The 15,388-nt window shown below is 37.4% G+C and carries 9 protein-coding genes; 5 read left to right on the forward strand and 4 right to left on the reverse strand.

Going from position 1 to position 15,388, the window contains the following annotated elements; genetic code table 11:
* Window positions 1-51: 51 nt before the first annotated feature.
* Window positions 52-1,041 carry an acyl-ACP desaturase gene (locus RT250_RS05055; protein WP_313112715.1) on the forward strand — a complete coding sequence of 330 codons (990 nt, stop codon included), beginning with the start codon at window positions 52-54 and terminating at the stop codon, window positions 1,039-1,041.
* Window positions 1,042-1,146: 105 nt separating this feature from the next.
* On the opposite strand, the gene amaB is transcribed toward RT250_RS05055, so the two are convergent.
* The 3 genes from amaB to RT250_RS05070 all read right to left on the reverse strand — a co-directional run bounded on the left by amaB (window position 1,147) and on the right by RT250_RS05070 (window position 3,908).
* Complete coding sequence (amaB, locus tag RT250_RS05060) at window positions 1,147-2,700, reverse strand: L-piperidine-6-carboxylate dehydrogenase (RefSeq protein WP_313112717.1); 1,554 nt, start codon at window positions 2,698-2,700, stop codon at window positions 1,147-1,149.
* A gap of 98 nt (window positions 2,701-2,798) precedes the next feature.
* Window positions 2,799-3,335 carry a 3-hydroxyanthranilate 3,4-dioxygenase gene (locus tag RT250_RS05065; RefSeq protein ID WP_313112719.1) on the reverse strand — a complete coding sequence of 179 codons (537 nt, stop codon included), beginning with the start codon at window positions 3,333-3,335 and terminating at the stop codon, window positions 2,799-2,801.
* Between the two features lie 66 nt (window positions 3,336-3,401).
* Window positions 3,402-3,908: a CAP domain-containing protein gene (locus RT250_RS05070; protein WP_313112721.1), complete on the reverse strand. Its 507-nt coding sequence runs from the start codon at window positions 3,906-3,908 to the stop codon at window positions 3,402-3,404.
* 171 nt (window positions 3,909-4,079) lie between these two features.
* On the opposite strand from RT250_RS05070, the gene RT250_RS05075 reads away from it, so the two are divergent.
* The 4 genes from RT250_RS05075 (at window position 4,080) to pbpC (ending at window position 13,785) form a co-directional block, all read left to right on the forward strand.
* Window positions 4,080-5,156 carry an isoaspartyl peptidase/L-asparaginase family protein gene (locus tag RT250_RS05075; RefSeq protein WP_313112723.1) on the forward strand — a complete coding sequence of 359 codons (1,077 nt, stop codon included), beginning with the start codon at window positions 4,080-4,082 and terminating at the stop codon, window positions 5,154-5,156.
* Between the two features lie 82 nt (window positions 5,157-5,238).
* Window positions 5,239-10,887, forward strand: a complete 5,649-nt coding sequence (locus RT250_RS05080) for an alpha-2-macroglobulin family protein (protein ID WP_313112724.1) — start codon at window positions 5,239-5,241, stop codon at window positions 10,885-10,887.
* A gap of 75 nt (window positions 10,888-10,962) precedes the next feature.
* Window positions 10,963-11,298, forward strand: a complete 336-nt coding sequence (locus RT250_RS05085; RefSeq protein WP_313112725.1) for a GIY-YIG nuclease family protein — start codon at window positions 10,963-10,965, stop codon at window positions 11,296-11,298.
* 195 nt (window positions 11,299-11,493) lie between these two features.
* Window positions 11,494-13,785 carry a penicillin-binding protein 1C gene (gene pbpC, locus RT250_RS05090; protein ID WP_313113059.1) on the forward strand — a complete coding sequence of 764 codons (2,292 nt, stop codon included), beginning with the start codon at window positions 11,494-11,496 and terminating at the stop codon, window positions 13,783-13,785.
* Window positions 13,786-13,911: 126 nt separating this feature from the next.
* Here pbpC and RT250_RS05095 read toward each other — a convergent pair whose 3' ends face one another.
* On the reverse strand, window positions 13,912-15,216 hold the full coding sequence (locus tag RT250_RS05095) for a T9SS type A sorting domain-containing protein (protein ID WP_313112727.1): 1,305 nt from the start codon (window positions 15,214-15,216) through the stop codon (window positions 13,912-13,914).
* Window positions 15,217-15,388: the final 172 nt, after the last annotated feature.

Raw genomic sequence — 15,388 nt, forward strand, 5'->3', positions numbered from 1 at the left:
ACATTTTACAGTTCTTATATTTGTATAAGTAATTTCCCCAAAATAAATATCATGGCACTTAAAAATATACGTCTCGAAGTAATGCAAACCATAGAAAAAGAGGTTGATAATTATATCGATCAATTTCTTATTCCTGTCGAAAAAATTTGGCAACCAACCGATCTTTTGCCAGATTTTCAGAAAGAGGATTATATGGAGGAAGTAACTCAGATTCGCGAAGAAGCTAAAGAACTTGGATACGACTTTTGGATTGTATTAGTAGGTGATATGGTTACAGAAGAAGCATTGCCAACCTATGAAAGTTGGTTAATGGATATGGAGGGGGTTGATCAGCACGGTCGTAATGGATGGAGTAAATGGATTCGTCATTGGACAGGTGAAGAAAATCGACACGGAGATACATTAAATAAGTATTTGTATTTATCTGGAAGGGTAAATATGAGAGAAGTGGAGATAACAACACAGCATTTAATTAATGATGGTTTTGAGGTTGGTACTGGTCGAGACCCTTATAGAAACTTTATTTATACAAGCTTTCAGGAATTAGCAACCAATATTTCGCATAGCCGAGTGGGAAAAATCGCTAAGAAAAAAGGAAACAAATCACTAGCAAAGATGTGTAATTTGATTGCTGGAGATGAAATGCGTCATCATTTAGCCTATCGTCAATTCGTAAAAACTATTTTTGAATACGATGCTAGTGAAATGATGTTGGCGTTTGCAGATATGATGCAGAAAAAAATTATAATGCCAGCTCAAAACCTTCGACAAAGTGGTGGAAAAATGGCTTCAGCTTTTGACGATTTTAGTAATGCTGCTCAACGATTAGGTGTTTATACAACTTATGATTATATCGATATTCTTGAACGATTAAACTCACATTGGGAAATTTCTAAAATTTCTGGACTTACAGATGAAGCTGAAAAAGCTCGTGATTACCTTGTAAAATTACCTTCAAGAATGCTTCGAATTGCAGATCGAATAAAAATACCAGAAGACGCAAATCGTTTCAAATGGGTTGAGCCTAACGGAATTATTTAAGTATCATCGATTTTAGAACATTAAAAAACCCCAAAGTTTAATTAAACTTTGGGGTTTTTTAATTTAATAAGACAAATGAATCTTCAGTTTGTCAAATTCTAAATCTTACAAATCAAATTTAATACCCTGCGCTAATGGAAGCTCAGTTGTATAGTTAATTGTATTTGTCTGTCTGCGCATGTAGATTTTCCAAGCGTCACTTCCACTTTCACGTCCGCCACCTGTTTCCTTTTCACCACCAAATGCACCACCAATCTCAGCCCCTGAAGTACCAATGTTTACGTTTGCAATACCACAGTCTGATCCTTGAACAGATAAGAAGCGTTCAGCTTCACGTAGGTTATTAGTCATAATAGCAGATGAAAGTCCTTGTACAACTCCATTTTGAAGTTCGATAGCATTTTCAACATCACCACTATACTTCATCATATATAATACAGGTCCGAATGTTTCGTGTTGAACAATTTCGAAGTCGTTTTCTGCTTCAGCAATAGCTGGTTTTACATAGCATCCACTTTCGTATCCTTCACCTTCTAAAACGCCACCTTCAACGATAATTTTTCCACCTTCTTCAACAACTTTTTCAAGAGCGTGTTGGTAATTCTTAACAGCATCTTTGTCGATAAGTGGTCCAACGTGATTTTTTTCATCAAGTGGGTTACCAATTCGAAGTTGATTATAAGCAGCAACAACAGCATCTTTTACTTTGTCGTAAATACTTTCGTGAATAATTAACCTTCTTGTTGAAGTACAACGTTGTCCTGCAGTTCCAACAGCACCAAATACAGCACCAATTACAGTCATTTTAATATCTGCATCTGGAGTAACAATAATTGCATTGTTTCCACCAAGTTCAAGAAGTGATTTTCCTAAACGAGCTGCAACGGCTTGAGCAACTATTTTACCCATTCTTATAGAACCTGTAGCAGAAATTAAAGGAATACGCTTATCGTTAGTCATTAATTCACCAACTTTATAATCACCGTTTATTAAGCAAGAAATACCTTCTGGTAAATTGTTATCGGCAAATACCTTAGCAGCAATTTTTTGACAAGCTACACCCGTTAAAGGTGTTTTTTCTGATGGTTTCCAAACACAAACATCTCCACAAACCCAAGCTAATGCTGTATTCCAAGCCCAAACTGCCACTGGGAAATTAAATGCAGAAATAATTCCTACAACTCCAAGTGGATGGTATTGTTCGTACATTCTGTGCCCTGGACGTTCACTGTGCATTGTTAACCCGTGAAGTTGGCGAGATAAACCAACTGCGAAATCGCAGATATCAATCATTTCTTGTACCTCACCTAAACCTTCTTGGTAACTTTTTCCCATTTCATAAGAAACTAGCTTCCCTAGAGGTTCTTTCAATCTTCTTAACTCTTCACCAAATTGACGTACAATTTCTCCCCTTTGTGGTGCTGGCTTTACTCTCCATTCTTTAAAAGCTGAAGTGGCAGTTTCTATTACCTTTTCATAGTCTCCTTTTGATGATGTAGATACTTTTGCAATTACCTTTCCATCAACTGGTGAGTATGAAGTGATTTCTTCACCTTCAGAAAACCAATTGTTACCTGTAGAGGTCCCAAGGTTTGTATCTTTAATTCCTAATTGTTCCAATGCTTCTTCAATTCCGAAGCTAGTGGTTGTTGCTTGCATATATTTTTTATTTTTAATCTAAAATTTTACGAAGTGCAAAGGTACACAATGCACTGTAGAATGTAAAACGAAATTGTATATGTTTGATAAGTAACATGTTAACCTTGTGTGAAACGAGAATCAGCTTCCATTACAGTTCCGCATTTATCGCATGTGCGTAAATCTTCATCGTTGTAAAAATGGTTAAAATGTTTTAGAAAATCAGTTTCAATATTATTCAACGGAAAATAAACTTCGTGTAACTTATTATTGCAGTTATCACAAAACCATAATAATCCATCTTTTCCTTTAAGATCGACGCGTTTTCTTTCAATAACTAAACCAATTGACCCGGTGCTTCTACTGGGAGAGTGAGGCACTTTTGCAGGATGAAGATACATGTCCCCTGGCCCTAAATCCATTATTTTTTTTTCTCCGTTTTCCTGAATAGCAACCTGAATATTTCCTTCAAGTTGATAGAACAGTTCTTCAGTTTCGTTGTAATGGTAATCCTTACGAGCATTAGGCCCAGCAACAATCATAACAATATAATCGTCAGACTCGATGTATAAATTTTTATTGCCAACAGGAGGTTTTAGCAACTCTCGATTTTCTTCTACCCACTTATTTAAATTAAACGGTTTTTTGATTGCCATAACCTTACTTTTTGTGTTAAATAGTAAAATTACAGCAATTTGAGAGAATAGAAAAGGGATGTAGAATTACTTTTTGTAAAAGATTTGTGTAAAGTAATTACGATCATTCTCACTTTTTAATACACCAAATCCGGTATGAGTAAAATCTCCTTCAATTATAACTTTATGACTTGTACTATTTAACCAAGCATTTACAACTTCTTCTGCAGTATCATAACCATATCCAACTATTTCACTAACTGTTTGCGCCTTCTGATAAAATTTTATGGCTTCTGAACGATATCCGAAATTATCGTGATTTAATTCGTTTATATCAATCATATATAACGAATGGTCCACAGCTAGCGCAGAAGAGTATTGGTTGTCTAAGTGTAGTGTGTTTAAACCTAAAGAATCTCTATGAATGTTAATGATTTCTAAGATTCGAGAAGACATCTCACTGTTATTCTTTTTAACCAGCTCTAAGTCTATTTCATATTTTACTTGTTGATGATCTATTGAATTGTCTTTTGAGCAGGAAATTAAAACAAGGCATAGAAATGCCACGAGGAGGCTTTGTTTTATTCTAATCATTATTGTGGGGATATAAGATTTTGTTCAAAAGTAAAAATATATTTGAATCTACAAGAGTATTTTTGAAAAATAATTTATAAAACAATAAATTTGATGAGAATACCATCGTTAAATTAAGGATAAATTAGTATTATTATCATATATATAGTCTGAAATAATAAACTCCATATTATGAACAAAATTTTATTACCTCTCTTGTGTTTTCTTTTATTAATAAGCTGTAAAAACCCCAATAAAAACAATTCTGAAGCTTTAAAGGTTCATGAAACTGTCGATAGTAAAGAGGATATTTTTGGGATTGTAATTCATGGTGGCGCGGGAACTATACTTAAGGAGAATATGAGTGACTCCTTAGAAACTGCCTATAAAGAGAAGCTAAAGGAAGCAATTTCTATCGGGCATGAAATTCTTAAAAATGGAGGCACTTCTTTGGAGGCTGTTACAAAAACTATTAACATATTGGAAGATTCCCCACTTTTCAATGCAGGAAAAGGATCAGTTTTTACTCACGATGCAACAAATGAGCTTGACGCTTCTATTATGGACGGAGCAACTCTAAACGCAGGTGCGGTAGCGGGAGTAAAACACATCAAAAATCCAATAGATTTAGCGAAAGATGTAATGCAAGAAAGCGAACACGTTATGTTATATGGCACAGGTGCTGAAGAATTTGCTCAATCTTTAGGTTATAAAATGATGGATACTTCTTATTTCTATACAAAAAGTAGATATAAATCATTACAAAGGGTTTTAGAAAAAGAAAATCTTAAAAACACTGAAAAAATTTCCTTTGAAGATCCCTACATCAAAAATTCAAAATTTGGTACTGTTGGTTGTGCAGCATTAGATAAACACGGAAATCTCGCTTCGGGAACTTCTACGGGAGGAATGACAAACAAGCGCTGGAATCGAATTGGTGACGCCCCAATAATTGGAGCAGGAACCTATGCCAACAATGCAACCTGTGCGATTTCTTCAACTGGGTGGGGTGAATTTTTTATTCGTTCGGTTGTGGCATTCGATATTTCGGCTATGATGGAGTATAAGGGAATGAGCTTACAAGATGCGGCAAAGGAAGTAATTCATAAAAAAGTACCAGCACTTGGCGGAGATGGTGGCATTGTTGCAATTGATAAAGACGGAAATGTAGCAATGGAGTTTAATACTGCTGGAATGTACCGAGCATCAATGAATGCTGAAGGAAAATTAATAATTGGTATTTATCAAGATAATAATTTGAATAAATAGCAATACGACTTCAAGATTTTTGGAAAGCTAATTGCAAGCCTACTGTTTTTCAGTTACATTTAGATGCTGCAATACCAATCCCATGAAAATCTTTAATCGCTTGCTTATTTTATCTGTGATTCTTCTCGTTTTTGCTTGTAAAGACAAGAACAAACACTCCAAAACAGACAACCTTTTCAAATTCAAGGATTATATTTCGTATAACACTTATGGAAACCAATCTGTTACAGCCGCTATTCGTGTTGAGCTTACGAAACCATTGGAGCAGTTTGAGATGACACAGGAACTTACAGCTGATAATTACTTAAGTATTTCTCCAAAAACAAAAGGAAAATTGGTAGTTGAAAACGGCAAAACCCTAATTTTTCAGCCTGCGGAATACTTAAAACCAGACACGGAATATACCGTAACGATAAAATTGAATAAGTTATATGAAGACATTGCTAAGGACTTCAAGACATATACCTTCAGTTTTCATACAATCACGCCAAACTTTAAAGTTGACATCGGCAATCTTCAAAGTTACAACAAACAATGGCAATACGTTCAAGCATCTGTGGAAGCCTCAGATGTAATCTTTCTAGAAAAAGCCAAGCAATTGATTTCAGTTTCACAGGAAGGCAAAAACTTAAAGTTAAAATGGCCGGCAGAAACAGCAGAAGCTCGTTATTTCAACTTTACAATTGATAGTATTAGCCGTAACGTGAACGATTCTGAAATTCTAATAAAATGGGACGGCAAGCCTATAGGCGCAGAAAACAAAGGTGAAAACAAATTTAGAATTCCGGGGCAAAATAATTTTACCATTGTTGATATAAGTAGCTCTGTGGGCCCTTCGCCACTATTGAGTATTAATTTTTCCGATCCTTTGCTGGAAAACCAGGATTTTGCAGGCTTGGTAACTATTGAAAACACGCAGGATTTACGATACGAAGTCAACGGAAATGTACTTAATGTGTATCCACCAAATCGGGTAGTTGGAGAAGTAAAAGTGACCGTTTTTTCAGGAATTAAAAATTCTGAAGGTTTAGGGTTGAAGAAGGAATTTTCAGAATTGGTTTCCTTTGAACAATTAAAGCCCGCCGTGCGAATGATTTCAAAGGGTGTGATTCTTCCAAACTCTGCTTCTACGCCTGTTTATTTTGAAGCTGTAAATCTTTCAAAAGTAGATGTGCGCGTTATTAAAATTTACGAAAATAATGTCTTGCAATTTCTTCAAAGCTATAATTTGAACGACATTAATACATACGATATTCGACGAGTTGGTAGGCGAATTGCCAAAAAGACTATCGATCTAAAAAATGATGATTTTGCAATTGATGGAAGTTGGAAGGCATACGCTATTAACCTCTCGGAATATTTTAAAGCAGATCCTGGTGCTATTTATCAACTTGAAATTAGCTTTGATAAAGACTATATCATTTATGATTGCGCCGAGAATACAGCAAATGAAGAAGATAGTAACGAAAGCTACGAAGAAGACCCTTATTATACATTCGATCCCATTGAAGATGAAGATATTCGCGAAGAGCGATATTGGGATAACGAAATTTACCGCTGGAGAAAATACACCTATAATTGGCAAGAGAGAGACAATCCTTGCCACCCTGCTTATTTCAACGAAGATCGCTTAGTGACGGCAAATATTTTGGGTTCAGATTTAGGATTAATTGTAAAAAAAGGAAACAATAAATCGTATCATTTGATTACTACAAACTTAATTTCTGCAAAGCCCGAAGGTGGCGTAAAAATTAAACTTTTCAATTATCAGCAACAACTAATTGAAACTGTTACTACAGATGGCGATGGAATGACACTTTACGACGGCACTAAAAATGCAGCTTTCGCAGTAGCACAAAAAGGAAACAATTTTGCATACGTAAAACTTGAAGACGGAAATTCCCTTTCAATGAGCAATTTTGATATTTCTGGGAAGGAGCTTCAAAAAGGTTTAAAAGGTTACACCTATACCGAACGCGGTGTTTATCGTCCTGGCGATAGTATTCACCTAACATTTGTGTTAAACGACAACGCAAATCCACTTCCAAAAAACCATCCCGTAGCACTTTCCGTTACCGATGCTAGGGGAAAGTTAGTTCAGAGAACGGCTTTGAATAGCAGTTCAAGTTTATCAACCTCTGGAATCGATGTCTCAGGCGATGGGGTTTCGGAGGCTAGGCGGCTTGGATCTTTCTACTATTTCCCAATCGCCACAGACGCTTCTGCTCCCACAGGAAATTGGAATGCAACAATAAATGTTGGTGGCACACAATTTTCGCACACATTAAAAGTAGCAACCATAAAGCCAAATCGTTTAAAACTTAAACTCGATTTTAAAGAGGAAGTTCTCGATGCTACAAAACCTGTAAAAGGTACAGTAAGTGCAATGTGGCTTCACGGTTCGCCTGCTAGAAATTTAAAAATAGATATGGCTGCAACGCTACGTTCGAGTAATACAGCTTTTCCAAAGTTTCCAAAATATCATTTTATAGATCCAGTTCGCGATTTTGATGAAGTTGAAATCCCAGTTTTAGATGGGCACCTCTCTTCAGAAGGTGCTATTTCTTTTAGCCAAAAGATGGAAATTGGAAAAAATGCACCGGGAATGTTAAAGGCTACATTTTTAACAAAAGTATATGAAGGCGGCGGTGATTTTTCAATGGATATTTTTTCAAAAGATCTGGCTCCATTCTCACATTTTATAGGTTTGAAATCGCCTGAAGCAGGTCGGTACGGCTCTTATTTTACAGATGAAAATACAACTTTTGATGTGGTTTCTGTAGATTCTAAAGGCCAAGCTGCCGCCAATCGTGAGCTACAAGTAAAAGTATTTCAGATTGAATGGCGTTGGTGGTGGAATCGAGGAAGAGACAACCTTTCAACCTATGAAAATTCCACTGTTCACAGACCCGTAAAAGATTTCACCGTAAAAACTGATGGCAGCGGAAAGGGAAAATTCACTGTAAACATTCCCGAAGAGGAAAGCGGACGTTATTTAATTCGCGTTATTGATAAGCAATCTGGTCACGCAACAGGTCGCATCACTTATTTCTACAGAAACTGGTCGCAGCGTCCAAGCGATGGTGATGCTGAAAGTGCAAAAATGTTGGTTTTTTCAGCAGATAAAGAGAAGTATAATGTTGGTGAAGAAGCTTTTATAACTTTCCCTTCGGGTAGTGGCGGACGTGCATTAATTAGTGTTGAAAATGGCACTGAAGTTTTAGAAACCCATTGGATTGAAACCAAAAAAGGAGAAACCAAAGCAGGAATTAAAATCACTAAGGAAATGGCGCCGAATATTTATGTGAATATTTCACTACTTCAGCCACACAATCAAACTAAAAATGATTTACCAATGAGGCTTTACGGCGTAATTCCGCTATTGGTGGAAGACCCTTCAACCGTTTTACAACCGAAAATCACGATGCCGAATGTACTGAAACCTGAGGAAAATTTCACCGTAAAAGTTTCCGAAGAAAATGGCAGAGCTATGACCTATACTTTGGCTGTTGTTGATGAAGGATTACTAGACTTAACAAGCTTTGTCACGCCAAATATTCACGAAGGTTTTTACCGTCGCGAAGCTTTAGGGGTGAAAACTTTTGATATGTTCGATTACGTAATTGGCGCATATTCGGGTAGTGTGGATAATATTTATGCAATTGGTGGAGGCGATGCTGCATTAGGTGCAAAAAATAGAAAAGCAGACAGATTTAAACCTGTTGTAAAATACCTCGGCCCGTATAAACTTGCCGCTGGTAAAATAACATCGCACACTATATTGATGCCAAATTATGTAGGATCGGTGCGCACAATGGTAATTGCAGGCGACAAATCTAAAAGTGCCTACGGCAGTGTTGAAAAAACCACACCGGTTCGTACGCCTTTAATGGTGCTAACTTCGCTTCCGCGGAAATTATCACCTGGAGAAACCGTTACGCTTCCAGTGACCGTTTTCGCCATGGAAAATAAAGTGAAAACTGCCACGATTACAGTTAAAACTGGCGATGCTTTGAAACCGATAAATGGGGTCTCAAAAACTGTTACTTTTAACGAACCTGGCGAACAGATTGTAAATTTTGAATTCAGTGTTTCGACTCCGCTCAACACAGGTGTTTCGACTCCGATCAACGTGACAGATGCGGTTCAAACCATAGAAGTAACCGCTTCGGGCAATGGTGAAAAAGCGAGCCACAAAGTTGAAATTGATGTAGAAAACCCAAACCCGATTTCGCAAAAATCAACACAATTCACCATAGCTGAAAATAGTTTGCAAAACATAGATTTTGAAACTTTCGGCGTGCCCGGAAGCAATACCGCGACGCTTGAATTTTCAACCTTGCCACCGATGGATTTTGGCAAACGTATGGAGTTTTTAATCAATTATCCCTACGGATGTTTGGAACAGACTACTTCAACTGCATTTCCGCAGTTGTATTTGGCAGATGTTTTCGATGTTCCATTCGACAGAAAACAACAAATTGAAAAAAATGTAAAAGCAACAATAGAACGTTTAGGGAGATTTCAACTTTCTAACGGCGGACTTTCCTATTGGCCTGGCGAGCGCGAAGCAGATGAGTGGAGCACAACTTATGCAGGGCATTTTATGCTTGAAGCGAAACAAAAAGGATATGCACTCCCAATAAGTTTTATGAGCAATTGGTTGCTGTATCAACAAAACACTGCGCGTCAATGGCGAAATAGTTATGCGGTGTACAACTCTAGTTTAACGCAGGCTTACCGACTTTACACTTTGGCATTGGCTGGAAAACCTGAATTGGCTGCAATGAATAGACTTCGCGAAAGCAAAGAATTGAGCAATGATGCAAAATGGCGACTGGCTGCGGCTTATGCTCTGGCTGGAAAGAAAAACGTTGCCGAGCAAATTGCACAAACGGCGAATATTAATTTTGTCCCTCAAAAATCTGACTATTATACTTACGGTTCTCCGTTCAGAAATCGCGTAATGGCTTTGGAAACTATGGTTTTATTAGGTAATCCAAAACAACGTGAATTGGCAATTTCGGTAGCGAAAGATCTTTCATCCGAAAGGTGGTATAGCACACAGGAAACTTCGTATGCCTTGATGACGATGGCAAAAATGGTTGAAAAGAACGGCGGAAAAGCCATGGAACTTACTATTACAAATGGAGGGAAATCGGTTGAGGTTAAAACCGACCGCGCCATTGCACAACGAGATCTGTCGTTTGTAATGGGAAGTAATTCAGTTTCAGTAACCAATAAAAAAGGGAATATTGTTTACGTTACGCTTTCGCAACGAGGAAAGCTTCCACTAGGAAAAGAACTTGCCGAAAGACGTAATCTCTCCATAAAATCTGAATATTTGGGAGGTGATGGAAAAGCAATCGACGTAACGAAATTGCGACAAGGAACCGAAATAATCGCCAAAGTAAGTGTTACAAATACTTCGGGAGATTGGATAAACAATGTGGCTTTGGCGAAAATCTTCCCAAGCGGTTGGGAAATTGTAAATACGAGTTTTTCTGAATTGGGCGGTGGTGCAACAGGCAATGCACGTTACACAGACATTCGTGATGACCGCGTGAATTTCTTTTTCGATTTGAATAGAAATGAAACTAAAACTTTTACGGTGAAATTAAATGCATCTTATTTGGGCACGTATTATTTACCCGGAACGCAGGTTGAAGCCATGTATGACAACTCGTATTACGCACGGAACAAAGGGATGTGGGTGACTGTTGAATTGTGATTTGTTCCTAATGCCAATGAAATATAACCATGTCACGCTGAGCCTGTCGAAGCGTTTTATGATTAATTAAAATATATGAAATTCTATTTTACATATATCCTTCAATGCTCCGATAATTCCTATTACACAGGAATAACAAATGAATTAGAACGCAGACTTGTGCAGCATAATGAAGGAATAAAAAAAGATTGCTATACTTTTAAAAGGAGACCAGTAGTGCTAAAATGGCACTTGCAATGTACAAATCCAACGGAAGCAATAAGGATTGAAAAACAGATAAAAGGTTGGTCACGAAGAAAGAAAACTGCATTGATTGAAGAGAATTGCCAAGATTTAATAGAATTTTCAAAGAATTATACTGAATATGGGCATCTTGATAAAAGAAACCCGTCTTCGACAGGCTCAGACTGACACTCGAACTCTCACATAATATTGAAACAAATTTGTCACGCTGAGCTTGTCGAAGGGTATTGATTGAGTCTTCGACAAGCTCTGTCTAACATTCGGCTTCATTATTGATTTTAAGACTTGAAATTGAAATTAGCAACCATAAAACAACTCATAAAAACCCACAAAATAAAACTAAGTATCCTGCTAGTTTTATTTATGGTTTGGCTTTTCTGCCTTCCGTCACCTTTGTTCAACGTTCCCACTGCTACAGTTGCCGAAAGTAGCTCTGGCGAAATGCTCGGGGCACGAATTGCCGATGATGGGCAGTGGCGTTTTCCGCAGATGGATTCTGTGCCGGAACGGTTTGAAAAATGCATACTTTATTTTGAAGACGAGCATTTTTATTGGCATCCCGGCTTTAATCCGGTTTCCATTTCAAAAGCACTTTGGAATAACCTTACTACTAATTCCCGCCGTGGCGGAAGTACAATTACCCAGCAAGTTATCCGTCTTTCTCGACAAAATAAAGAACGCACTTATTTTGAAAAAATAATTGAAATCTTTCAAGCCACGCGTTTGGAGGCAGGTTATAAAAAGAAATCGATTCTGAATTTATACGCTTCGTATGCGCCTTTTGGTGGAAATGTGGTGGGCCTGGAAACTGCATCCTGGCGCTATTTCGGGATTCCCGCGAGCGAATTGAGTTGGGGACAATCGGCTGCATTAGCCGTGCTGCCAAATGCGCCATCGCTTATTTTTCCCGGGAAAAACGAAGAAATTTTGAAAAAGAAAAGAGATGCTCTTTTATTGAAACTTTTTCAAAATCAAGTCATTGATGAAACTACCTATCAATTGGCTTTGGATGAAAAACTACCAGGAAAACCATTGTCATTACCAGAATTCGCACCTCACCTAACTGAAAAAATAAGAAAGGAGCATCCCGGAAGACGTATTAAAACCACAATTGATTTTTCACTTCAAAAAAAAGTGAGCGATATTGCTAAGGAACACAATTATATTATGAGCCAAAACCAAATTCACAACCTTGCCGTTTTGGTTATGGATGTAAATACACGAGAGGTATTGGCATACGTTGGTAATTCCCCAACAACCGTCGAGCACAACAATTTTGTGGATATTATCGAAAAACCGCGAAGCACAGGCAGTATTTTAAAACCGTTTCTTTTTACTTCAATGCTTGATACTGGAGAGATTCTTCCGAATACTTTGGTGGCTGATGTTCCAACTTCGGTGAATGGATATACACCTGAAAATTTCGACAAGCAATTTAACGGCGCAGTTCCTGCAAGCGTTGCTCTCTCTCGTTCGCTTAATATTCCCGCGGTGCGAATGTTACGAGATTTTGGTTTACAGCGGTTTTATAATATTCTTGAGAAAATGAATCAAAAGTCTGTCGATAAACCTGCAGATTATTATGGTTTGTCTATGATTTTGGGCGGCGCGGAAAGCAGCTTATGGGATATTACAAGATCGTATGCGGGGATGGCTTCAACTTTAAATTTCTTCAACACTTCTTCCAGCGAATACCGAAAAAATGAATTTGTGGAACCCGTTTATGTGAAAGATCACGAGGAAATTGACTTCGGAAAAATTCAGCAAAATCCTTCGGTTTGGAATGCGGGAGCAATTTATGAAACTTTCGATGCAATGCAAAAAGTGAACCGTCCGAGCGGTGAAGAAAATTGGGAGTTTTTCACAAGCAGTCAACCACTCGCTTGGAAAACAGGAACCAGTTACGGCTTTAAAGACGCGTGGGCCGTTGGGGTTACGCCAAATTACGCAATAGGCGTTTGGGTGGGAAATGCCGATGGCGAAGGACGACCGGGTTTAACTGGAATTCAAGCTGCAGCTCCCATTTTGTTTGATGTTTTGAATGTTTTGCCACAAAGCGGATGGTTTAATATTCCGTATGATGAATTAGTTGAGGTTGAAATTTGTGCAAAAAGCGGTCATCTCGCTGGACTTTTTTGTGACGAAATAAAAACGGAATGGATTCCAACAAACGGTGCAAGAACCGAAGCTTGTCCGTACCATCAAACCGTATTTTTAAATGCTTCGGAAAATTATCGGGTTAATTCTTCGTGTTATTCCCTTTCAGAAATGGTTCAAAAGAATTGGTTTGTGCTACCGCCGGTTATGGAATATTTTTACGCGTCTCTTCATCCAGAATATCATCCTTTGCCGCCTTTTGCGCCTAATTGTAGACAGGATGGTGAAAAGTTGATGGCTTTTATATATCCAAAGAAAAATGAAACAGTGTTGCTTCCGAAGAATTTTGATGAAAATGTGAACGAAGTAATTTTTAAACTTGCGCACCGATCATCAGAAAATATAGTTTATTGGTATTTAGATTCAGAATATATCGGGAAAACGGAAACGTTTCACGAGTTGGCTATTTCCCCAAAACCAGGAAATTATATTCTAACAGTTGTGGATAGTGAAGGAAATGAGTTGAAAGAGGGGATCCAAATTAAAACACTTCAATAAATAAAAAAAGGACTTAAGACAATAGAACTTAAGACGTAGGACAAAATGGATTTACATAACTAAAACCTTTTTAAATCTACGCTGTCTTATGTCCTACATCTTTTAGTTCTAGGTCCTTTTTAAATATTATTGCTTAACAAATCCAACAACGCTTGAGTTGCTGTCGGAAGTTAGTTTCACTAAATATGCACCAGAAGCAAAATCTGAAACATTAATGTTAGTTGTACTTTGAATTTCTGAAGCGTAAACTTTCTTACCTGAAACGTCGTAGATTTCAAGTTCGTAGCTTGTAGAAACATCGCTAAGCTGAACAGTAATTTGGCTGTTTGCTGGGTTAGGGAATAAGTTGAATCTAACATTTTGAAAATCTTCAGTACCTAAAACCTCGTTTTCGTAACGTACAACGATTACTTCAGATCCTCCTGTTGGAGCATAAGAGTAACCAGCAAGGATAATTTTATTGTCTGGCTGAAGTGTGATTGCTGTACCGTAATCTTCACGCTGATTGAAATCTGTACTTACCATACCATCAACTCCGAAAGTACTGTCTAAGTTTCCATTAGTGTCAAAACGTGCCATTGCAAGAATATATTCAGTTTCACGAACAGAATATCCAGCAATGATTACTTTTCCATCGTCTTGTATAGCAAGCGCTTCACCAAAATCATTTCCATTCCCAATATTGAACGAAACCATTCCAACAGTTCCAAAGCTATTATCAATGCTACCATCACTGTTTATTCTAGCAAGTGCCATTTCAAAAGTGTTTTGATTGTTTATCAAAAAACCACCAAGTACAATTTTTCCATCGTCTTGAACTTTTACATTTTTCACATAACTTGGGGCATTAGGAAAAGTTGTAGTGGACCATCCATTAGAGCCGAATGTGGAATCTAAGGTACCATCAGTATTAAATCGGGCAACTGTGAAATTGTCATTTGAATATCCACCTACCAATATTTTACCATCATCTTGTATAGTTACAGCCTCTGATACATCAGATCCATTATCAACAAGTGCAACTCCATTTGATCCAAAAGTGTTGTCGAAAGTTCCATCGGTGTTTAGGCGAAGTGCAAAAATATTACCTGTAACATTATCCCAAGTGTATTCGCTCATAACGATTTTTCCATCTGCTTGAAGGGCTACATCTGTAGCGAATGATTTCATACTGCCTATAGGCATAAGTACATTTCCATCCTCTCCAAAAGAAGTGTCGATTGATCCGTCTGTATTAAAACGCGCAGCAACTGCAATGTAAGTTGATGATTCCCCAGCTTGGCCAACCACAATAATTTTTCCATCTGGTTGAAGCACGGTAGCTCGAGTAACATTATATGTACCATTAATTACTGTGTTAACAAAACCATTGTTTCCAAAAGACTCGTCTACTACACCAGATTGTGCATTTGTAGCTATTGTGGCTACCATAAATAGAATTAGTAAGTAAATTTTTTCATTGTATTGTTATTAATATTTATCGCGTGAAATTATTAATTATTCGTGGATTTTTTAAGGAAAATCAGGGTTTTAATGTATTGAGAATAAGAGCAATAACTCTTATAATTGCGGTATTCACAGAGATTTATGTTAAATAAAATTG

Source organism: Aequorivita sediminis (assembly GCF_032080575.2).
Lineage (GTDB): Bacteria > Bacteroidota > Bacteroidia > Flavobacteriales > Flavobacteriaceae > Aequorivita > Aequorivita sediminis.

Excerpts from the sequence above, each read along its gene's own strand:
- RT250_RS05065 (WP_313112719.1), bottom strand. The coding sequence starts at position 3,335 with ATGGCAATCAAAAAACCGTTTAATTTAAATAAGTGGGTAGAAGAAAAT.
- RT250_RS05055 (WP_313112715.1), top strand. The coding sequence starts at position 52 with ATGGCACTTAAAAATATACGTCTCGAAGTAATGCAAACCATAGAAAAA.
- RT250_RS05085 (WP_313112725.1), top strand. The coding sequence starts at position 10,963 with ATGAAATTCTATTTTACATATATCCTTCAATGCTCCGATAATTCCTAT.
- pbpC (WP_313113059.1), top strand. The coding sequence starts at position 11,494 with ATGGTTTGGCTTTTCTGCCTTCCGTCACCTTTGTTCAACGTTCCCACT.
- RT250_RS05080 (WP_313112724.1), top strand. The coding sequence starts at position 5,239 with ATGAAAATCTTTAATCGCTTGCTTATTTTATCTGTGATTCTTCTCGTT.
- RT250_RS05070 (WP_313112721.1), bottom strand. The coding sequence starts at position 3,908 with ATGATTAGAATAAAACAAAGCCTCCTCGTGGCATTTCTATGCCTTGTT.
- amaB (WP_313112717.1), bottom strand. The coding sequence starts at position 2,700 with ATGCAAGCAACAACCACTAGCTTCGGAATTGAAGAAGCATTGGAACAA.
- RT250_RS05095 (WP_313112727.1), bottom strand. The coding sequence starts at position 15,216 with ATGGTAGCCACAATAGCTACAAATGCACAATCTGGTGTAGTAGACGAG.
- RT250_RS05075 (WP_313112723.1), top strand. The coding sequence starts at position 4,080 with ATGAACAAAATTTTATTACCTCTCTTGTGTTTTCTTTTATTAATAAGC.